This is a genomic window from Microcystis sp. M53602_WE12 (genome assembly GCF_030065455.1).
Taxonomy (GTDB): Bacteria; Cyanobacteriota; Cyanobacteriia; order Cyanobacteriales; family Microcystaceae; genus Microcystis; species Microcystis aeruginosa.
Genome location: NZ_JASJFB010000747.1, coordinates 1 through 19,693, shown reverse-complemented (window position 1 = coordinate 19,693; position 19,693 = coordinate 1). Strand labels below are relative to the sequence as shown.

Genomic DNA, 19,693 nt, shown 5'->3' with positions numbered 1-19,693 from the left:
GCAAAACCTTATATTATACCATAAAAAAATTATGCAAGAGGTCTATTCTAGGGATTACCTGAAAAAAATACTTTCCAACCGGCAGTAGCGATCGCACTTGCCAAAAGAATAATTAATGTCCAAACCTGATTTTTTTGGGTTCCTTCCACTGATTTTAGGCGATTATCGATGCCCTCAACCTTTTCGGTTAACTTTGCCTGTCCTACCTCTAGCTTATTTAACCGTTCGTCGAGTTTGTCAAATTTTTGGTTAAAATCTTTTTGGAGACTTTCAAATTTTTGGTCAACATCTTTTTGGAAACTGTCAAATTTTTGGTTAAAATCTTTTTGGAGACTTTCAAATTTTTGGTTAAAATCTTTTTGGAGACTTTCAAATTTTTGGTCAACATCTTTTTGGAAACTGTCAAATTTTTGGTTAACATCTTTTTGGAGATTGTCAATTTTCCCCTCAATCCTCGTCAAAACAGCTTCTAGGGAATAGGTAACGGTTTCGTTAGACATAGTATCAACTCCCATTAGATATATTTTCTCGGTTCCCTATCGGGGACTATTTTAAGACTAAACCAGTTCGCCACTTTCTTGCAAAGAGTGGAGACGTTGATAGATTCCCTGCTGATTTAATAATTGATCATGGCTACCGATCTCGACAATGCGACCATTATCTAAGACGACAATTTGATCAGCTTCTCGAACGGTACTGAGACGGTGGGCAATAATAATCGTAGTGCGAGTGCCTAAAATGGATTTCATGGCTAGTTGAATTGCTCTTTCTGACTCATAATCTAAGCTAGAAGTGGCCTCATCAAAAACTAACACATCTGGATCAACAATTAACGCCCTAGCAATTCCTAAACGCTGTCTTTGTCCCCCCGAAAGACGCACGCCCCTTTCCCCTACAATAGTGGAATAACCATTAGGTAATTCCTGAATAAATTCATCGACACGGGCAATTTTACAGGCTTCTTCTACCTTCTCGAAGCTAATATTAGGATTACCGTAGGTGAGATTTTCTAACACCGTACCATTAAACACATCTACTTCTTGATGGACAATCGCTAACCGTCGCCGATACCAAGTCACATCCAAGCGACTAATATCCTCGCCATCTATCATAATTTGCCCTTGATTCGGTTCAAAATAGCGGAAAAGTAACTTAACTAAAGTGGATTTTCCTGAACCAGATTTTCCCACTAATGCCACGGTTTGATAGGGTTCAATCAGAAGATTAATATCCTTGAGAATCCTTCTTTCAGGACTATAGCCAAAGCTAAGATTACTTAATTCTACTTTCCCCGTAAAATGATAGGGATTGTGTTGGGCATGATCGGCTAAAAGACTACCGGAATCAGTACCACTAGGCAAGTTGATAAATTCGTTTAGACGTGCCATAGAAGCATAGCGACGAGCGAAAGTTTCTGCCATTTGAGATAGGGGATCTAATTCCGCATAGGCCATACTAGCGAGGGTATAGGTGGTGATAAAATGCCCGATCGAGATTTTCTGTTGAACGGTAGCTAGGAGAGTAAAGAAAAATACTCCAAATAAACTAGCTTGGACGAGGGTTTTTTCCCAAGTTGTTAAGTCCACATAACCCTTATGAATGCGATAGATAACGTAGGTAAATTCTCTCTCTAAACGCTGTTTTTGACGATATAATTCCTGTCCTTCTGTGGCGAAAGCTTTGACGGTTTTGATATTAGTAATAATCTCAGAATTACGACTTTGGGTATTTTCGATATGCTGATCAAGAATTCTTTCTTTTTGCATTAAATCTTTTAAATCTCTGACAATAAAAGCCACAATTAATACAAAAGAAATGACAAAAGCGAGGGCGATTTGCCATTGAATTACCCAAATAACAATAAAGATACCGAAAACTCTAAACAGTTTTGGGATCATCATTCCCGCCACTTCGGGATAAGTCCAAGTATGATTTTCTATCCCTTTGGCGATCCGGTTAGCGATGCGTCCTGGATTATTTTCATCGTAAAAAGATAGGGGTAAGGTGAGAATTTTGGCAATAATTTTTTTGAGATGATCTCGTCTCGCTCTTAAGGATATTTCCCAGTGAAACCATACACCCACCCAAGGCTGAATTGGTGCTTTAATTACCGTGGTTAGGAAAATTAAGCCTAATAATACTGCCAAACTAACCCACTTTTCTGAGGCAAAGGGAGTTAAAATCATGGTGCGATCGACCAAAGATTGCACGAATCCATCTAAAGGTTGATCGGAAAGAACATTAAGAATCTGTCCGACAGCGTAGGGAACCATCAGATCGATAATTTCAAAGACGCTGGATGCAGCAATGCTCAAAAAGGCGGCTTTTTGATAATTGCGATAGTAACTGAGAATATCCCGTAAGGAAGCCATAACATCAAGTAAATTGCCAATTTTTAACTTCTATCTGATAACTGCTAACTGAAGAGACTGAAGGCACTTTTATGATTGTTTTTCTGGAGTTACCATTATACTACAATACTACAAAAATCTGCCGACCTAGAAATTTATAGGACAAAAGCCTTGTCATAGTCTTGTATTCTCAATCAGCTATTAGTCAGGAGACGATGCCAGATCAGCTTATATTTCATCCTTGGCAGAAGCACCACAGATCAATTTATCTAAAATTTTGACGAATATTATCACAAAAATTAATAAATTTCTGAAAGGTTTTTAAGTGTTCGGTTTTATCGATACGCTTTTTTAATTGATTAAGATAGTATTGTTCTTGAGCTACCCCAGGGAATTTTTTAGAATAAGACAACTTTTTAGCTTCAAAAATAGACTTTAGATAAGCAAAATGAAAATCGGCATGATTTCTGCAATTAAATCTACCCATTAGTTCGGGATCATTTTCGTAAACATCATAGTGTTGAACATAATCAGCTAAAAGTCCCTGTAAAGGTTGTTTAGAATTAAATATTGTGCGATTGCCTAGTAGCCATGTTTCAATACATCGATTTTGAATGATTATCACGATTTCAAGTTGTGCGGGGATAGTAATATGTTTGGTGATAAAGTCATTAACATATTGTTCTCTTTCTTCGACAGTATCCTCATCAGCATCGAGACAGATGACTAGATAGTTATATTTGGATACTTCTTGAATTTTATCGATGGCGTTAGGAATTCCCTCATCAAGTATCGAGGGGTAGCCATTACCACTAATCAGAACGTAATTGTTGTGATTGACTTGATCGTAAAAATCAACTCGCTTAAATTCGGGAATAAGATAAGTTAACCAGGCAGTATAAAGCTTTTTTTCGGTACTTCTTCCTTCAACTAAAAAATAAATATTCATCGATTAACTAATTCCTTGAGGAAATTCTTCTAGGACATTGATAAGATCAATAAAGGCTTTTTGTCGAGTTTTAGAAATATGAAAATCAGCCGCATTGTGTACCTGAATTACTCCTCCTTTACGAGTGACTATTTTCCAATAGGCAGGACTGATATTATTAATTATATAGGGATGATGACTGGTAATAATAAACTGTAAATCTCGATAATTAACTAATAAATCTTCTGTTAAAGTGTCCAAACAGTTAACCCCCAAACTATTTTCAAATTCATCGATTAATATAACGCTGCCATCAGGAGATAATTTGATCGTTGCTAAGAACATCAGGCTTTTTATCATTCCAGAGGAGATATTTGGTTCTACAATCCAGACATGAGAGTTTTTTTCTTTTATTTGTATGCGAGGTAAGTCTTCAAGTAAAAAAATTGGAGTTAATGAAACAAGCATACCAATATCACCTAGTTTGAATGGTTCTAAAAATTCTATTTTTAAATCTTCAACTTGAGGGAAAATATCTAAAAACTTTCTCTTTATTATCTCGAACGTATCGGGATATTTTTTATAAGTGATCAGTAGTTTGTCGGAAATAGGAAGTTGACTCGATTGTAATTCAGAGAGAGAGGTATATTCGTAGTCTCTAAGGATTTTATCCAATGTTGAAGATGAGATATTAAACTTAAGTGGATTGAAAACCATTTTGTTAAATTCCTGTCGAACAGGGAAAACATCTTCTTCTTGATTGAAAAGCTCTATACAGCTTAAATAAGACGCTAGTTTTGGTGTCTTTGAATGTTTAAACTCAATTACCTCTTGATTTCTTGCGATCAAAACCTCTTGATCTTTTAAAAGAGTTTCCCTAATTATACTAACCTTATTTTCGCCGTCATTACTATTGACTTCATCTTCTTCAATCTTGATGAGAGAACGAGCTTTTCTAACCTCAAATTCACCCAACCAATGATAACGAACATGATCATTGGTTAAAAATTCTACATCCCATTTTACTCCATTTATAGACTCACCGTTAGCGATTCTTTTTAAATTACTAATAGCCTTTAAAATCGAGGTTTTTCCTGCACCTGAGATACCAACTAATAAATTCAAATCTGGAAAAAATTTGCAAGAATCTATACTTAATCCAGAGGATAAATCTTGATAGGATAATCTCAAAAGTTTCATAATAATTCCCCACTGCTAAAACTAAAAAGGGTGAGTTAATTCTCACCCCAAGATTTTACTGAGGATCGAGTTTTAGGACTGCCATAAATGCTTCCTGGGGGACATCAACAGTTCCGATCGCTTTCATCCGTTTCTTCCCTTTTGCTTGCTTGTCTAACAGCTTTTTCTTGCGGCTAATATCACCACCATAACACTTAGCTAAGACATCCTTTCTTAAAGCAGGAATATGTTCACTAGCGATAATTTTAGAACCAATAGCGGCCTGAATGGGAACCTTAAATTGATGCCGGGGAATCAATTCTTTTAACTTTTCGGTTAACGCACGACCAACATAATAAGCTTTATCCCGGTGAACGATCATCGCTAAAGCATCAACGGGATCACCATTGACCATAATATCTAATTTAACTAGCTCATTTTCCCGATAGCCAATTAATTGATATTCCATACTAGCGTAACCGCGCGATCGAGATTTTAATTGATCAAAAAAGTCCGTTACCACTTCTGCTAAAGGTAACTCATAAATCAAAGCGGTGCGAGTTTTAGTAAAATAACGCATATCCTTGAAAACTCCCCGACGACTTTGACATAATTCCATCAAAGCACCTACATAGGTTTCCGGAGTAATCATTTCCACTTGGATATAAGGTTCCTCAATTTTTTCCCGTTTTTGTGGGGAAGGTAACAAACTGGGATTATCCACTTCGACAATTTCCCCATCGGTGGTAGTGACCTGATAAACTACCGAGGGAGCAGTGGTAATTAAATCTAAGTTATATTCCCTTTCTAGTCTTTCCTGGACGATTTCCATGTGTAGCAGTCCCAAGAAACCGCAACGGAAACCAAAACCCATGGCGCTAGAAGTTTCCGGTTCGTAGGATAGAGCTGCATCGTTTAATTTTAACTTTTCCAGCGCATCTTTGAGATCGGCATACTGATCGGCATCGGTGGGGAATAATCCGCAGAAAACCATCGGTTTTGCTTCTGTATAACCGGGTAAAGGCTCTTGTGCCGGTTTAGCGGTTAGAGTAATCGTATCACCCACCCGGGCATCAGCAACAGTTTTAATCGCGGCTGCCAGATAACCCACTTCTCCCGCGTGCAGTTCATTTACCTGTACCTGTTGCGGTGATAAAATTCCCAATTCATCAATAACAAATTCTTTACCGGAAGCCATAAAACGAATTTTATCGCCCTTTTTCACCCGACCATCCATGACGCGGAAATAGACAATTACCCCTCGATAAGCGTCGTAATAACTATCAAAAATTAAAGCTCGGAAGGGTTCTTCGAGGGTATCTTGGGGAGGGGGAACTAATTGGACGATCGACTCTAGAATATCATTAATACCGATCCCAGCCTTAGCCGAGGCCCGAATCGCCTCACTACAGTCTAAACCCACCACTTCCTCGATTTCCGCTGCGACTCGTTCCGGTTCGGCACTGGGTAGGTCGATTTTATTTAAAACTGGGATAATTTCGAGGTTATTTTCCAGTGCTAGGTAAACATTGGCTAAAGTTTGCGCCTCTACTCCTTGGGACGCATCCACAACTAATAAAGCTCCCTCGCACGCCGCTAAAGACCGAGAAACCTCGTAGGAAAAATCCACATGGCCGGGGGTATCAATCAGATTAAGAACGTATTTTTGACCATCCTTAGCGGTATAATCCATGCGTGCCGCCTGTAACTTGATGGTGATACCTCGTTCCCGTTCCAAGTCCATATTATCGAGAAATTGTTCTTTCATCTCCCGTTGGGCTACGGTTCCCGTAATTTGCAGGAGGCGATCGGCGAGAGTTGATTTACCATGATCGATATGAGCGATGATGGAAAAATTGCGAATGCGAGAAACGGGAACGTCAGTCATCGTGGTTCACTGTTGGCAAAAGTCAGGGGTTTATAAAATTTTAGATTCCTTAATTCATTGTAGAGGTAAAGTCTCTAAGGCTGGAGCAAAAGCGAAAAGTAAAAGGTAAAAAAAGCTAAACTGCAAGTATAGTCAGGGTTTTGACCTTAGCTTCCCCTCTCGGCATCCACAGGAAACTATGGTAGGCTTGATTATGCTGACAAAATCAGGCAAAGGGCAATGGCTAAGGAAAGGCTCTATGATTTGTTCAAATCGGATTACTATAGATAGGGCTGGCTGAATAAATCTAAAAACCTTGTTGGATAAGGCTTTTAGACTTTTTTCCCTCAAAAAGTGCCTATGGAGTGATCGGCGGCAAAATCCCTGGACTTTTTCCCTGAAAATTAGGTAACTGACTACTTCAAAATCGGTAAAACCCCACACCCTACACCCTACACCCTACACCCTGCCACCACGAAAAACTTTTTTCAGCAGCTCCTAGATAAACTCTTGGATAAGAATCCTCGACTGACGGGTAGAATGATAGATAGCAATCATTAATAGAGCTTATGAACGACAATGCTACACCGACTCAGCGCACGGCGGAGAAAGTTGAAATCGCTATTCACCTTGACTCGGAAGTTTTAGAACAGATTAAACACCTGACTAACGATCCTAGTCGCATTATCGAAACAGCGATTAAACAGTGGCTAAGAGGAGAGAAACAACCGGATGAGGACTTAACCCGCCATCTTCGACGCAATCCTCCCGTACCACCCAAAGGGGAATGGAATGACTAAGATTTTTCAGTCTCTAATAGGTTATTTCCCGACGGAGAGACTGAAATATTTTCTTAGGTCAACCATTGATAGTAATTGAGATTTTTTCCCCAACTAAGCTGGTTAATAGTAGTATTGCCTGTAACAGCAACGCAACGGTTTAAGCTATTTACCTACTGCTCTGGTTTGCAGTAGGCTTAGTTGTCGTGTAACCCATAGGTGTATAGATTATTATGCCGTTGAATAAACAGGCTATCTTAGATGACATTTTTCGCAAAGCACCACCGTTGAACTCTGAGGACGACTGTGCTGAGAATGTTGTTATTCCTTTCATAATGAGGCTTGGTTACGACAGGAACCAGATACGTCGAAAAGTCTCAATCACTGGAACTTCAGGACATAGATTTAGAAAGCAAGCTGATATCGTTGTTTATATTGGGGAACGTCCGGCTCTTGTGGTTGAAACCAAGCGTATTCAGCATCGATTGAGCGAGGAGGATGTTAACCAAGCGCTTTCCTATGCTCAACTTCTTGAACCATCTACACCAATTGCAGTTCTGACTAATGGACGTGATTGGGAGATTTATTATTTGGATAGAGACGATATTGGCGGATTAGAATCCGTTCCTGAACCGCAAGAGCTTGAAAGCACAATACTTACTGTCTCTAGCAATGTAGTTCAATTGGAAAAGCGACAAGCTGCTGAGCGACTTTTAGTAACTATTGAAAATAAAGGTGACTTAGAAATAGCATTTAGGGAATGTCGAAAAGAGTTAGCTAAAGAAGGACTCATTGCCGAGTCTGCATTTGATGAGCTAACTAAAATTCTCACTTGTAAGTTTAACGAAGAGAAAAGAGATGCTGAAGGCCTTGCACCCAATCGCTTTACATCTTCCTGGCTTCTTGGCAGTGGACCTCTAGCTGCTTTACAGCAAATGTTTACTGACGCAAAACAGACTTTTAATGTATTCCCTACGGGAACTCAAATTCAAATTAGAAGCAACGAAACTGTTGAAAAAATTGTTCGTGAATTAGAGCCTTTTGGTCTTTATGGTTTTAAGACACCACTTGGCTTGGCTGGAGCAGGAGGAGATGTAGTTGGTTCTGTTTATGAAGCCTTTCTTACTGGAACACTCCGAGGGGACTTAGGACAGTATTTAACCCCAAGACAATTAGTTGAGTTCATGGTTGAGATAGCTGATATAAAAATTGGAGAAAAAGTCCTTGATTTATCATGCGGAAGTGGTGGCTTTCTTATTAGAGCGTTTATTAATGTCCGCAAAAAAATTCGATTTCTTGATTCTAGCCAAGATGAAAAAGATCATTTAGTTAGTAATCTTGTCACGAATAATCTATGGGGAATTGAGATAAATCCTCGGTTAGCCACTTTATGTCGAATAAATATGATTTTACATGGTGATGGCTATGAACATATTTATACAGGAGATTCAATTAGAGAAGATGTTTTTGGGAATACAGATGGACGCAGAACTGATTTTTTAAATATTGAGCAAAATAACGCAGCAATGTTTGATGTAATTCTCATTAATCCCCCGTTCAATATACCCTATGAAGATTCTGCTACTTTAAACCGGTATTATCTAGGACGAGGTAAAGCTGCTCAAGGTTCAGACTATTTGGTTCTTGAGAGAGCAATTCGACTATTAAAGCCTGAAACTGGACGTTTGCTAGTTATTTTGCCCCATGGTGTTGCCAGCGGAGTTTCCGAGACTGAAGTTCGCAACTTTGTGAAATCTCGTACACATATTCATGGTTGTATAAGCTTACCTGTCGGATCATTTAAGCCGTTTGGGGGGTCTAATGCTAGAACCTGTGTTTTGTATCTCAAGAAGACTACTGGAGACAATAAAAAGCGTTTTTTAGCACAAGCAGAACACGTTGGCTATGACATTACCTCAAAATATTATAGAGAAACTGATCTCAATGATTTACCTGTTATCGCGGAAGCCTATCATAGAGTAAAACTAGAATTGCAATGACTATCGAGTTAATTAAACCAGACCCTTTAATATTAACAATCACTGAAGAATCAGCCCGTAGTATCGATACAGTTGATGCTGGTGCAGCTTATACACAATATTTGCATGAGCAAATAGGTGAGTTTGAACAGCAGCCTTTAGGAAACTTTGTAGATGTTGTATCAAGAAGCGTTAATCCACGCTCTAGTAGATATGCTGGTCAAATATTTGAATATATAGATTTACGAGAAGTAGATGATATTTATGGCTATATATTAACTCTTAAACTTAATCAAGGAAATGAGATTGGAAGTACAAAACATCGCTTTCAAAAGAATGACATTCTCTTCGCCAAGATCATGCCCAGCTTGGCCAACAAAAAGATTGCGCTAGTAACTCAAGATGTAACTAACGCAGTAGCTTCAACTGAATTTATTGTTTTGCGAAAAAAATCACAAGCCGAGATTAATCTTTATTACCTTTTTCGGGCTTTACGTTCTGATCATTTTACCCGACAAGCGACAGCAAACGTTACTGGTGCAACGGGGCGACAGAGAATTAGCCCGTCTAGATTACTAGAATTACAAATAATTGTTCCCCCAGAAGAGATTCAAACACAAATTGGAGATGCTGTCGAACAAGAGTTTACGCTAAGGACATTGGCGGCAGAACAATCAAAGAAAGCTGATGACTTAGCTCAGCTTGTACTTGGTAATCTAACTCTTAGAACCGACAGCTAGAAAGCGCGGAAGGTAGGTTGGGTTGACGACTGTTACCCAACACCCCATCCAATAACCAGGCAAAATCATTTATAATTTTTGATAATAGGACATTGGTTGGGTTTCGTGCTAAATTCGTTGAGTATAGGCTACATATCAGGACAAGCAAAAGGGGGAATAGATAATCAGTTTTTAATAAACGGATTTAGGATCATTTTGCTTGGGTACTGACAGGAGGAACAAAACTGATGCAGATAGAAATTGAAGGAGCCGATGCTATCAAAGTTGCTCAGGATATCGTCGAGATGGAAGGGGTGCAAGGCAGCTACGAAGTTATCTCCGAAGTGGAGAGAGAGGGAACCCTTGCTACCATCGCCACCATCATCGGCATTATTAGCGGAACAATCGCCATCGCTGAGAAATTGTACCAATTAAAGCGAAAAATTGACTCTCCTGAAACCCCGAAAATCGAACGAGTGTTAATTGTCAGCAAAAACGGCGATCGCCTGATGCTCAAAGATGCTACCCTAGAGCAACTACAAAAACTCTTGGAACAAGAAAAATCACAGCAATTCTAAATTTGCCCTGTAGCAAGGCTTTTGGGAGTTAGTTCGCATAATACGGGGTAAAATTCAATGGGATGGCGAATTTCATTTCACGAGTCTTCGGGCTTTTGACGTGATAGTACACCCAAAGTTGCCCCAAAAATCCCCCTTTAAAATGTTCTTTAAATCCCTAAAAGGCTTGCTGTGTCTAAAACTGAGAATTGCTGGAAAAATCATGAATATACTGCATATTGATCTTCACATGAAGATACTGCATATTGATCTTCAGGAGAGGGGTAGCAATAGCGTTGAGTTCCGATTTTTCTGGGATAACCCCAACCAGACTCGTACCTACACAAGATCGTTGAGTGAAATCAATAACCTGAGTGATAGGGCCGACACCGATTACTATACCCGTTTACCGGAAGATCACGCCACAACAGGACAACGTTTGTACCAATGGTTAGATGGTACGGAGCGCATCCTCCAGAGCGAATTAGATAGCCACCGGGGAGAGGAAATAATAGTTCTGGCTATCAGCACCAGCAAAGGATTAGTCCATCTACCCTGGGAATTATTACACGATGATCAGGGTTTTCTGGTGGGGAAAAGACCCGCAATCATTCCGGTGCGGTGGTTGTCCAATAATAGACCGATTCAGATTGTCAATCCCAATCCTGCGCCAAACCGTCCCCTCAACTTGCTCTTTATGGCTACCTCTCCGCTAGGCGTTGAACCCGTCTTAGATTACGAAGCAGAAGAGGGGCAAATTTTAGCAGCCACCCAGCGCAATCCGGTGAACTTGAGAGTAGAAGAAAGTGGTTGTTTAAATGAGTTAGGCTATGTAGTTCGGGAATATGACCAAGGCTACTTTGATGTCTTTCACTTAACAGGTCATGCAACTCATCAGGACGGAAAACCCTGCTTTCTCACCGAGGATGAGTATGGCAACCGGGTTGATAGCGACACCAATGCCATTTATGATGCGATCGCTCATTCTTCTTTACCGCCTTTAATTTTCCTCTCTGGTTGCCGTACAGGTTATGCTCCTGACAGCGCAGTTCCCTCCATGGCGGAAGAATTTTTGAACTTGGGGGCAAAAGCTGTTTTGGGTTGGGGAGAAAGGGTTCTAGATACGGATGCAGCAGTGGCAGCGAAGGAATTGTACGGACATTTATCCCAAGGGGAAACGGTAATTGAGGCCCTATCTGCTACCTATAGAGCCTTAATTGACCAGCAAGCAAGGGATTGGCATAAACTGCGCTTATATGTAGGAAACACTCTACCTCAAGCCCTAGTAACTCCCTTAAGGACACCGAAACGCACACAACTGCCAAAACCGACAATTACCAGAGAATTTAGAGATGATGAAAATCGGCTTAGGGTGGTCAAAAGGGAAGAGTTTGTCGGTCGTCGTCGCCAGTTACAGAATTGTTTGCGAACGCTGAAAACGGATTGGGAAAAGGTTGGGGTACTAATTCATGGTATGGGAGGATGGGGAAAAAGTAGTATCGCCTCTCGACTGTGGGAGAGATTGCCTGAATCGGAAAAGCTTCTCTGGTGGCGACAAATTGATGAAGTTTATTTGATAAGAAAGTTAAAAGATAAACTCATCAATCCTAAAACTAGAGAACTTATTGCTGATTTAGAAAACAATCAAATTGAACTTAAATCTCGATTATCTTACCTATTCATTCGGTTAGCTGAATTGGGAGAAAAACCGTTTCTTCTGATTCTTGATGACTTTGAATGGAATCTCGAACCTCGTGAAGGTCGCTATATTCTTAAGGCTCCAGTCGCCCCGATTTTAGCAGCATTAGTCACGGCAATCCAAGAAACGGGAACTGACCATCGGATTCTGATTACTTGTCGCTACGAGTTCGATTCTGATTTATTAGAGGCTTTTTTCTTGCAGGGATTAGAACCATTTAGAAAAGCCGAACTGACTAAAAAACTCGCTCGTCTAGCCAATTTTACCCCGGATCAACTTCCTGAACCTCTCAGGGAAAGGGCGTTGAATTTAGCCGATGGAAATCCTCGATTACTAGAATTTCTCAATAATGATATTTTAGGTAGAGAAGACGCAGAAGCTAAATTAGCTGAACTAGAAAATAGTCCCGATTTGTGGAAAGATAAAATTATTTGGCAGGAACTGTACCAGCTTATCGATCAGCCATTACAGCAGGTTCTTAGTCATTGTTTAATCTATGAGATACCCGTCCCGATGGTAGCTTTAGAAGCCGTCTGTAGCTCCATTTCTAATTACCAAGGACAATTAAAACGGGCAAGAGAACTGGGACTACTGGAAATTAGTCCTGAAGTTGAACAAAAAAATCAACTTTATCGTGTCTCTCGAATTTTACCTAATATTATTTTCTCTGTCCAACATCCGGTCGCAACAGAGGTTTATTCATTATCTAGGAAAGCTCATGATAAATTATATGAATTATGGGGGAATAAAGAGAACGAAAACGAGGAAAGATGGCGCGAGATTTTCCGTCTAGCTTTTGCAGAGACAGAAAACCCAGATCGTTTCCGAGAACAATTCGATAAGATGATCTCGGTACAATATCACAAAGAGGCTGATCGCGCCTACGAAAAAGAACTGAGAAAACAAAGGGAATATCTCATAGAAAACCAAGGGCAAATCTATCAAAAACTAGAGAAGTACCTAGAGCAACAGGATTGGAAAAAATCCGACTACGAAACCGCTTTTATCATGTACCAATGGATGGTCATAGAAAATTATAATGACTTCTACGACCTTTTTAGTCAGGTATCCCTAGAGGTAATCGATGAGATTGATCGACTTTGGATGAAACACAGCGAAGGGAAATTTGGCATTAAAGGACAGGCCAAAATTTACCGTGGCCTTGGGGGGAAAGAAGAATATAATCGGGAAGTATGGGGTAGTTTTGGCGATTGCATAGGTTGGCGAAAAGGAGGTATATGGTTGGAGCTTGAAAATATAGAATATCCTGCCACAGCAGACTTGAGCGACTTTACATTTCCAATTCTTATATACCATCACTTTTACCAAGGTGGGGGTGGGGGAATTGTTTATGGAGCGAGGAGAATTTCTACGTTAGCTTCAAGACTTGAATGAATCCCAAAATATTTAACTTAGGTGCTAACAATCGGGTAAAATTCTATTTAGAGGCTATAATCAGTGCATCCATATATTGGCGTAAGTATAAGGTAACTTCTTGAAATCCAATTTCTGAAAGTTCAGAGATTGTTTCATCTTCATAGCGTATTCTATTAGGTTGTTCATCCGTAGTATAGTGCAACATAACCTCTTTCAGGAGATCGAACCTTTCAGCAGATACAAGGACTTCAAAGAATTTATCATATTGCCACTTTATATCACGGTTATGCTGTTCACCTCTTTGCGCGATTTTATCAGCGTCTAATAACTTACCTCCAATGAGAAGCCGACTATATAATAGTTGAAATACTTGAAAACGATAGAGTGCCAACATATTGTGAAAAGTGAATCCAGAAACAATAAAATTAAAGTTATTCAAAGGATAACTTTGCAAAAAGTTTAAAACATCATCCTGAATAACAACAAGAGTATCTTGAGATAGGTAATGTGAAAGCCTTGAGCGGATTTTTTGAATCATCGAAGGTTCGTTATCGATAGCGATTATCTTAATATTTTTTGCTTCAGATAGGATCATCTCAGTTAATTCTCCATCGCCACACCCAATTTCTAGGATCAGCGATTCCTTTGGGCAAGAGTTTTGATAGTTAATTAGTAGTTTGACTAACTCTTGTCTTAACTTTTTAAGATGAGGACGAGCAGATTGCCAGAGACTATAATCATCACCTATCTTGCCGTCAAACCTTCTTTCTATAAGTTGATTATTTTCCATAAATTATAACTTAGCTATTTTGGTGTACATAGTCAGAGACTTAATTTTGCTGAAAGACTTGCCGAACATAATATTTAGCTTTTGATGGCAATTCGCTACTTCCTCTAAACGCTTAACTTTGGTACTTTGACTCACTCCAATTATAGCATATCTTTACAATTGCAGAACTTCCACGAGCAAACTTAAGATAAATATCTTATCTGAAAGCAGAGCTAGACTCTAGCCTACTATTAATGATGTATTCTCCTCATAATAATGCTGCGGTTTCCAAGATTAAGAATATCAGGTATCCCTTCAATTTCTACAATAAAATGTTCCACAAATTCATGTCGTACATCTTCACGAACTCCTATTTTACTCGTCCATCTTCCAGTGTTTAATTGCCGACAGGCGTGAGAGGGACTACCATTAATAGTATAAATAGCGATTTTTTCAACAAAAAAACCGTTAGGACTAAACTCTAAATTAGGATCACCAATTGGGCAAACTTCAAAAAGCTCGGTCATATAGGCATCTATGAAGGCACTTAGAGTGTTCTCCCTTGCTACTCCAGCTGGCCAATATTCAGTCTCAAATCCATCGGGAAACCACCAACGCTCTTGATCATTTACTGCCCAAGCAAAGGAATTGTAATAAGGAGTTCTCGGACTGGTTATATGACTATCACCGTTAATGATTACAATACACATACTTTTTAAATAGATGATTTAGTGTTCATTAATATATCCCCTTTAATATATCCCTTTTGGATACCCCAGTGCAACCAAGCATCGATCATCTCCTTAGACTTACCCCGGCTGTCTTTAGGAACCGGATCTTCACCAGAAATAGCTTTTAATGCCCAAAACCAACGGCTAGGAAGGCTTTTTGGCTCTTTAAGATTTTTGAGCAAAAATGGTATAACATCTTGCCCCATTCCAATAATTCTCTGATAGTTAGGATGTATAATCGCCTCATGGGTTGAGGATAAATGACTTGTTTCATTAATCCAATCTTCAGCAAGACTTTCAAACTCCCTTAGTCTCTCTGCCCGAGTTTGTTTGTTAACTAATATGGCAAGTAAAGAAGAAAAACTTTGTAAAAAGCTAAGATTATTATCGAATAGCTTGAACTTATATCCAAAAAATAGAGCAATAGCTCCGATGAATTTTCCCTCAAAGAAAAGTGGGAAAACGCCAAAGGCTTCAAGTTTTGAATCTTCAAAATGTTTTAAATCAGTTTGAATAAACCGATTATTGTTTTTCTCCTCATGTACTCCTTCAATAAATTGACAAGTATTTGAAGAGATTTTTTCTGCAAACTCCTTTCCAACCTCTTCAAGATAAACTCGACATGAATTACTTACTCCAGATACTTCAGAAAATCGTAAAACTTCCATTACTTCAGAAGACAAGTTTTTTCTGTAAAGAATGGCAACTTTATATGGAGTCTCGTTGCCGACTAAGTATTTGAAAATTTCGTCATACATCCTTTCTTGATACTTGTCAAAGGAATCAACTGGGATAATATCTGCAAGGTATGTCAAGTAATTGAGTATATTAATCTCAGAATCCCTGTGAATATTAGATAGTTTAGCAGAGGCGACTCCTGCTAAGAAAGCTACTGTACAGGGATCAAAGCTTGCCAGATCGTCAATATTGCCCTGATCATCAACTTTGTTTATAATTCTCAATACTCCATAGGTTTTGTTTCGTCCATTCAAAGGTAAGGCAATGGCAGAGATTAATTTGCCTAGCTTATCAGAATATTCCTGCCTATACTTCAAATTTTCATACTGGAAAAGCTCTCCAGTAACCTTCCCATATGATCCATCAGATGGATTAGCAGCGCTGCCAGTGAAACTCTCCCCTTTCGCATACCTCTCTTCTTGTAGCCATGTATCATCTATTGGCTCACCATTAACGTCTTTGCCTTGAATGGCAAAACGCTCTAGTACATCATCCTTAGAGATTAAAAAAATCGCTGCAACTTGACACTTAGCTTCTTCACAAACTTTTTTTAGAATATATTTTACCGTATCTTTCTTATTGCTTGTAAAATTCATTAAGGCTTGCTCAAGTTGTTCAAAATCAGAAAGATTGTCTAATCTTTTTGTTTGATAACTTATAAGGTCGTTTCTAGTATTTAAAAATTGATTAGCCTTAGTTGCAGTATCGTCACATTTCTCACCTTGTAAACTCTCAGGCATTTAGTTGCTCCTTGAAATTTAGTCAGTTTACTCAAGATTCCCATCACACTCAAACTGAAATGTCGAGGCTGATGATAATAAAAGTATTATGGTTAATTAAGAACAATCATGCTAATGATAGTTTTATCTATCAATCATCGAGTGTAACATGGATTTACAGGTTTGTCAATTGTAGTGTCTTCGAGCTGCCATCTTTGTGCCGATCACTCATCACCGTTAGATGCCCTTGGTATAGTTAAGCCGATCAATGCCCTGGAACTCAATACTTCTCGGATAATAATACGAGGCCAGGGGAGATGGGTTTTCAACTTTCTCCCCTGCACCGTGCTTTCTTGCAGTCTCAACCAAAGATTTAAGATCAATCGAGAAATATCGCCCGCTGCGGGTTGTGACAATTAGTCAAGATGAACTGATGAGCCACCTCAATAATTTCTGGACTATTGGCCTCCCACTCCTCCCAGAGGGATAGCTAACCCGTTGGAGCTTTCTTCCCTTTTTTGGTAATCTTCACTGCTGCCATTAATTTACTCCCCCAATGGTCTTGGATTATCGTTAATCTTGTGGATTTTCAATGTTTCGGGCAGCATGAAGTACCGCAATAACATCGATTTGCTCAGGCTTGATATAATAAATTATGCGATAAGAACCCTCGATAACTTCTCGGATCTGCTCAGTTTCAAACTCCGGAACAAGACGACCCGAAAAGGGAAAATTAGCAATCTGTTCTGAGCGTCTGGTCAATCTTTCCACCAGTCTTTGAGCATATTGAGGGGAGTTTTGTGATATGTAGTTGTAGATGGATGATAAATGATTAACGGCGGTTTCTGTCCAGAAAACTTTCATGGCTCTAGCTTGAACTTAGTGCGTACTTCTGCCACAGAAATAACCTTTTCCGCCTCACTATCGGCTAATCCTGCTTCAATTGCCTGTCTCACATAAATCTCATACATCAAATCATCCCATGTAGAATTATCCGGCAATTTATCGATTAAATTTCTGGCTTTTTGTTTAATGTTTTTTATTTCCATGATGGTTTCCAAAATGACTCCTGACAGTTTACATTATAGCAAGATAGGCTCCTAGAGATGGTGTATTCTAAAACCACCGCTAACGCTCAGAATATCCAAAAAGGCTTTTCCCTCTCGATGTCCTCAACGAAACCTCAACCCGTGATTGGTGTTAGTTGGTGGATAAATGCTGTATATTTACTCTCGTCGCCGCTTAATTCACACGCAGCAGCGCAGAAACTTGCTCAACATTCATTGCTGTATGTAACAATACAGGAGGAGTTTATCTCAGGAGTTCCACGGTGATTAGAGAGCTAGACCGTATTACTGTTAATCCACAAATATGTCTTGGACAGCCAACGATTCGAGGAATGCGTATCACTGTAGGATTTGTTTTGAAACTGTTGGCTAGTCAGTTATCTATTCAGGAAATCTTAGAGGCTTATCCAGAGTTGGAGGAGGAAGATATTCGTCAGGCTCTTAATTATGCAGCTTGGGCTGTATCCGATTATATCGTTAGCTTCACTTCAGCAGCCGTAACGCACCGCTAACTTTAATGATGGTGGGTGATATAATTTAAAATTCTGAGGTAAATCATGCAACTAAAACTAACAAAAATATTCCAGAAAGTTCCCGAAGGCTATATTGGTTTTGTCGAAGAATTGCCAGGAGCTAATACTCAAGGAGAGACTCTAGAAGAAACTAGAAGCAATTTAGAAGAAGCAATTGAGCTAGTTTTAGAAGCTAATCGTATATTAGCTGAAGAGCAACTGCAAGGACAAGAAGTGATTCGAGAGTCTGTTACTTTCTGGGCTGCATGAAACGCATAAACTTAATTCGTCATTTAGAAAATTATGGCTGTGAATTCTTAAGAGAGGGCGGCAATCATACGATTTATGTAAATCGTGTCAATCAGAAATCTTCAGCCATTCCGCGCCATCGTGAAATCAATGAATTCTTGACGCGAAAAATTTGTCGAGATTTACAAATACCAGAACCATGAGTGCGACTCCTGTTAAGCTGCTGTAGAGTGTAGGGTGCGTGTTTGCGGCTACTAATTTGGATAATAAAATAAAACTAACAATCCGCCGTAACGCACCAATTCTATTACTATTAATTAAACATAATCAATTACATTTAATTTACCTGTGTATCATCCCCTGTAAAATTTCTGGCAATTTATCGATTAAATTTCTGGCTTTTTGTTTAATGTTTTTTATTTCCATGATGGTTTCCAAAATGACTCCTGACAGTTTACATTATCAACTATTCATTATTAATTAAAAAGGTGATCGCAAAATTACGCCTTCTTAAAAAAGAGATTAAACACCTTCAGCAAAACCCAAAGGTTGAAACTGAACATCATTAATAATTTTAACCGTTTCCCCCGACTGCTTAATCACAAACAAACCGCGCCGATAGGCATAGACATCTATCCCCTGATCAATTTCAATGCCTGCCACTGCCCCATAAACCCGAAACTCTCGAAATTGGGGGAAAGCAACCTTAAATCGCTGTAATCGGCTGACAAAATCATCTACATCATCCCTCGACAGTCGAGATTTACATTCCACCGCCACCAACTCGCTCCCATTCACCGCCACAATATCAATCTCCATTGCCGCCCCAGGACGCTTACTTTTCAAGCGACTCATCGTTTGGGTGACATCAATGCCCCATTTCTGAAATAAACCCACGACCGCAGGCTCTACCATTTCTTCTATAAAAAGACACAAAGGAGTTGTTAAGCTATTGACCGCTTTGGTCGTTTCTTGTACCTGTTTTTTTAATTCTTCCATCGTGCGATCAGCTTCAGCACTGCGGCGATCGGCTTCGGCACTGCGGCGATCAGCTTCGGCACTGCGGCGATCAGCTTCCTTTTGAAACTCGGCAAATTGGGCCTCAGTTCTTTCAAATAACTTGTAAATATCGGCGATCGTTACAGCGTCTGACATAGGAAGATTCTTCAAGCTTGAGGAGTCTAGTCCCATTCTAGCGACTTGGCCCAGAAAAAATGTCCCTAGCTTCTCATCCGTGTTTTTTCAATCAATTATTGACTATCAACAAATCAGCGATCGCAGTTCAAGGGGAAGGGGTCAAAGGTCAAAAGGCGATCGCGTTTTTAATGGATAATATAGCGGTATGCACTTGCATGAGGTACAATAGAAGAGGACAATAAATTATAGACCTAGGCAGGAGCCACGACCCGATGAAGCCCTATTCTTTAGACTTGCGACAAAAGATCATCGAGACCTACGAGGAGAATAACCTCT

General features: G+C 39.4%; 20 protein-coding genes. 8 read left to right on the top strand and 12 right to left on the bottom strand.

Features of this window, described 5'->3' with window-relative positions; all coding sequences use genetic code 11:
- Positions 1 to 47 precede the first annotated feature (47 nt).
- The 5 genes from PX482_RS23185 to lepA form a co-directional block, all read right to left on the bottom strand.
- A complete protein-coding gene (locus tag PX482_RS23185) occupies positions 48 to 500 on the bottom strand; it encodes a hypothetical protein (protein WP_002762217.1) in 453 nt (150 codons plus the stop codon).
- Between the two features lie 57 nt (positions 501 to 557).
- Positions 558 to 2,372, bottom strand: a complete 1,815-nt coding sequence (locus PX482_RS23180) for an ABC transporter ATP-binding protein (protein WP_002762215.1) — start codon at positions 2,370 to 2,372, stop codon at positions 558 to 560.
- 244 nt (positions 2,373 to 2,616) lie between these two features.
- On the bottom strand, positions 2,617 to 3,300 hold the full coding sequence (locus PX482_RS23175; RefSeq protein ID WP_002762213.1) for a hypothetical protein: 684 nt from the start codon (positions 3,298 to 3,300) through the stop codon (positions 2,617 to 2,619).
- Between the two features lie 3 nt (positions 3,301 to 3,303).
- Entirely contained in the window at positions 3,304 to 4,479 is a 1,176-nt protein-coding gene (locus PX482_RS23170) for an AAA family ATPase (protein WP_002762211.1), read from the bottom strand.
- 55 nt (positions 4,480 to 4,534) lie between these two features.
- On the bottom strand, positions 4,535 to 6,346 hold the full coding sequence (lepA, locus tag PX482_RS23165; RefSeq protein ID WP_002762209.1) for a translation elongation factor 4: 1,812 nt from the start codon (positions 6,344 to 6,346) through the stop codon (positions 4,535 to 4,537).
- 548 nt (positions 6,347 to 6,894) lie between these two features.
- Here lepA and PX482_RS23160 point away from each other — a divergent pair.
- The 5 genes from PX482_RS23160 to PX482_RS23140 all read left to right on the top strand — a co-directional run bounded on the left by PX482_RS23160 (position 6,895) and on the right by PX482_RS23140 (position 13,453).
- Positions 6,895 to 7,125, top strand: coding sequence for a type II toxin-antitoxin system CcdA family antitoxin (locus PX482_RS23160; protein WP_002762207.1), 231 nt, complete (start codon positions 6,895 to 6,897; stop codon positions 7,123 to 7,125).
- Positions 7,126 to 7,337: 212 nt separating this feature from the next.
- Complete coding sequence (locus PX482_RS23155) at positions 7,338 to 9,104, top strand: N-6 DNA methylase (RefSeq protein WP_002762205.1); 1,767 nt, start codon at positions 7,338 to 7,340, stop codon at positions 9,102 to 9,104.
- Positions 9,101 to 9,823 (top strand): restriction endonuclease subunit S, encoded by a 723-nt coding sequence (locus tag PX482_RS23150; protein ID WP_002762203.1) that lies wholly within the window; start codon positions 9,101 to 9,103, stop codon positions 9,821 to 9,823. The genes PX482_RS23155 and PX482_RS23150 overlap by 4 nt, the downstream gene beginning before the upstream one ends.
- A gap of 227 nt (positions 9,824 to 10,050) precedes the next feature.
- Positions 10,051 to 10,380 carry a hypothetical protein gene (locus PX482_RS23145; RefSeq protein ID WP_288094653.1) on the top strand — a complete coding sequence of 110 codons (330 nt, stop codon included), beginning with the start codon at positions 10,051 to 10,053 and terminating at the stop codon, positions 10,378 to 10,380.
- Between the two features lie 202 nt (positions 10,381 to 10,582).
- Positions 10,583 to 13,453 (top strand): CHAT domain-containing protein, encoded by a 2,871-nt coding sequence (locus PX482_RS23140; RefSeq protein ID WP_288094654.1) that lies wholly within the window; start codon positions 10,583 to 10,585, stop codon positions 13,451 to 13,453.
- Positions 13,454 to 13,496: 43 nt separating this feature from the next.
- Here PX482_RS23140 and PX482_RS23135 read toward each other — a convergent pair whose 3' ends face one another.
- From PX482_RS23135 to PX482_RS23110, 6 genes are all read right to left on the bottom strand, one after another.
- Positions 13,497 to 14,225 carry a class I SAM-dependent methyltransferase gene (locus PX482_RS23135; RefSeq protein ID WP_052276598.1) on the bottom strand — a complete coding sequence of 243 codons (729 nt, stop codon included), beginning with the start codon at positions 14,223 to 14,225 and terminating at the stop codon, positions 13,497 to 13,499.
- 3 nt (positions 14,226 to 14,228) lie between these two features.
- On the bottom strand, positions 14,229 to 14,360 hold the full coding sequence (locus PX482_RS23130) for a hypothetical protein (protein WP_002744308.1): 132 nt from the start codon (positions 14,358 to 14,360) through the stop codon (positions 14,229 to 14,231).
- 95 nt (positions 14,361 to 14,455) lie between these two features.
- The gene (locus PX482_RS23125) at positions 14,456 to 14,914 is read right to left on the bottom strand and encodes a DUF7689 domain-containing protein (protein WP_288023832.1); all 459 of its coding nucleotides are present in this window, start codon (positions 14,912 to 14,914) and stop codon (positions 14,456 to 14,458) included.
- A 5-nt stretch (positions 14,915 to 14,919) separates the two neighbouring features.
- The gene (locus tag PX482_RS23120) at positions 14,920 to 16,413 is read right to left on the bottom strand and encodes a hypothetical protein (protein ID WP_288023834.1); all 1,494 of its coding nucleotides are present in this window, start codon (positions 16,411 to 16,413) and stop codon (positions 14,920 to 14,922) included.
- 552 nt (positions 16,414 to 16,965) lie between these two features.
- Positions 16,966 to 17,256 carry a type II toxin-antitoxin system RelE/ParE family toxin gene (locus PX482_RS23115; RefSeq protein ID WP_002744303.1) on the bottom strand — a complete coding sequence of 97 codons (291 nt, stop codon included), beginning with the start codon at positions 17,254 to 17,256 and terminating at the stop codon, positions 16,966 to 16,968.
- Positions 17,253 to 17,441 carry a hypothetical protein gene (locus tag PX482_RS23110; protein ID WP_002762197.1) on the bottom strand — a complete coding sequence of 63 codons (189 nt, stop codon included), beginning with the start codon at positions 17,439 to 17,441 and terminating at the stop codon, positions 17,253 to 17,255. The genes PX482_RS23115 and PX482_RS23110 overlap by 4 nt, the downstream gene beginning before the upstream one ends.
- 281 nt (positions 17,442 to 17,722) lie before the next feature.
- Here PX482_RS23110 and PX482_RS23105 point away from each other — a divergent pair, with 281 nt between their 5' ends.
- From PX482_RS23105 to PX482_RS23095, 3 genes are read left to right on the top strand one after another with little or no spacing between them, the layout of a single operon-like run.
- A complete protein-coding gene (locus tag PX482_RS23105; RefSeq protein ID WP_002762195.1) occupies positions 17,723 to 17,971 on the top strand; it encodes a DUF433 domain-containing protein in 249 nt (82 codons plus the stop codon).
- 45 nt (positions 17,972 to 18,016) lie between these two features.
- Positions 18,017 to 18,241, top strand: a complete 225-nt coding sequence (locus PX482_RS23100; RefSeq protein ID WP_002734968.1) for a type II toxin-antitoxin system HicB family antitoxin — start codon at positions 18,017 to 18,019, stop codon at positions 18,239 to 18,241.
- Complete coding sequence (locus PX482_RS23095; RefSeq protein ID WP_002762193.1) at positions 18,238 to 18,423, top strand: type II toxin-antitoxin system HicA family toxin; 186 nt, start codon at positions 18,238 to 18,240, stop codon at positions 18,421 to 18,423. The genes PX482_RS23100 and PX482_RS23095 overlap by 4 nt, the downstream gene beginning before the upstream one ends.
- Positions 18,424 to 18,742: 319 nt before the next feature.
- On the opposite strand, the gene PX482_RS23090 is transcribed toward PX482_RS23095, so the two are convergent.
- A complete protein-coding gene (locus PX482_RS23090; RefSeq protein WP_288023838.1) occupies positions 18,743 to 19,375 on the bottom strand; it encodes a DUF3782 domain-containing protein in 633 nt (210 codons plus the stop codon).
- Between the last annotated feature and the right edge of the window lie 318 nt (positions 19,376 to 19,693).

Excerpts from the sequence above, each read along its gene's own strand:
- PX482_RS23185 (WP_002762217.1), bottom strand. The coding sequence starts at position 500 with ATGTCTAACGAAACCGTTACCTATTCCCTAGAAGCTGTTTTGACGAGG.
- PX482_RS23180 (WP_002762215.1), bottom strand. The coding sequence starts at position 2,372 with ATGGCTTCCTTACGGGATATTCTCAGTTACTATCGCAATTATCAAAAA.
- PX482_RS23175 (WP_002762213.1), bottom strand. The coding sequence starts at position 3,300 with ATGAATATTTATTTTTTAGTTGAAGGAAGAAGTACCGAAAAAAAGCTT.
- PX482_RS23170 (WP_002762211.1), bottom strand. The coding sequence starts at position 4,479 with ATGAAACTTTTGAGATTATCCTATCAAGATTTATCCTCTGGATTAAGT.
- lepA (WP_002762209.1), bottom strand. The coding sequence starts at position 6,346 with ATGACTGACGTTCCCGTTTCTCGCATTCGCAATTTTTCCATCATCGCT.
- PX482_RS23160 (WP_002762207.1), top strand. The coding sequence starts at position 6,895 with ATGAACGACAATGCTACACCGACTCAGCGCACGGCGGAGAAAGTTGAA.
- PX482_RS23155 (WP_002762205.1), top strand. The coding sequence starts at position 7,338 with ATGCCGTTGAATAAACAGGCTATCTTAGATGACATTTTTCGCAAAGCA.
- PX482_RS23150 (WP_002762203.1), top strand. The coding sequence starts at position 9,101 with ATGACTATCGAGTTAATTAAACCAGACCCTTTAATATTAACAATCACT.
- PX482_RS23145 (WP_288094653.1), top strand. The coding sequence starts at position 10,051 with ATGCAGATAGAAATTGAAGGAGCCGATGCTATCAAAGTTGCTCAGGAT.
- PX482_RS23140 (WP_288094654.1), top strand. The coding sequence starts at position 10,583 with ATGAATATACTGCATATTGATCTTCACATGAAGATACTGCATATTGAT.
- PX482_RS23135 (WP_052276598.1), bottom strand. The coding sequence starts at position 14,225 with ATGGAAAATAATCAACTTATAGAAAGAAGGTTTGACGGCAAGATAGGT.
- PX482_RS23125 (WP_288023832.1), bottom strand. The coding sequence starts at position 14,914 with ATGTGTATTGTAATCATTAACGGTGATAGTCATATAACCAGTCCGAGA.
- PX482_RS23120 (WP_288023834.1), bottom strand. The coding sequence starts at position 16,413 with ATGCCTGAGAGTTTACAAGGTGAGAAATGTGACGATACTGCAACTAAG.
- PX482_RS23115 (WP_002744303.1), bottom strand. The coding sequence starts at position 17,256 with ATGAAAGTTTTCTGGACAGAAACCGCCGTTAATCATTTATCATCCATC.
- PX482_RS23110 (WP_002762197.1), bottom strand. The coding sequence starts at position 17,441 with ATGGAAATAAAAAACATTAAACAAAAAGCCAGAAATTTAATCGATAAA.
- PX482_RS23100 (WP_002734968.1), top strand. The coding sequence starts at position 18,017 with ATGCAACTAAAACTAACAAAAATATTCCAGAAAGTTCCCGAAGGCTAT.
- PX482_RS23095 (WP_002762193.1), top strand. The coding sequence starts at position 18,238 with ATGAAACGCATAAACTTAATTCGTCATTTAGAAAATTATGGCTGTGAA.
- PX482_RS23090 (WP_288023838.1), bottom strand. The coding sequence starts at position 19,375 with ATGTCAGACGCTGTAACGATCGCCGATATTTACAAGTTATTTGAAAGA.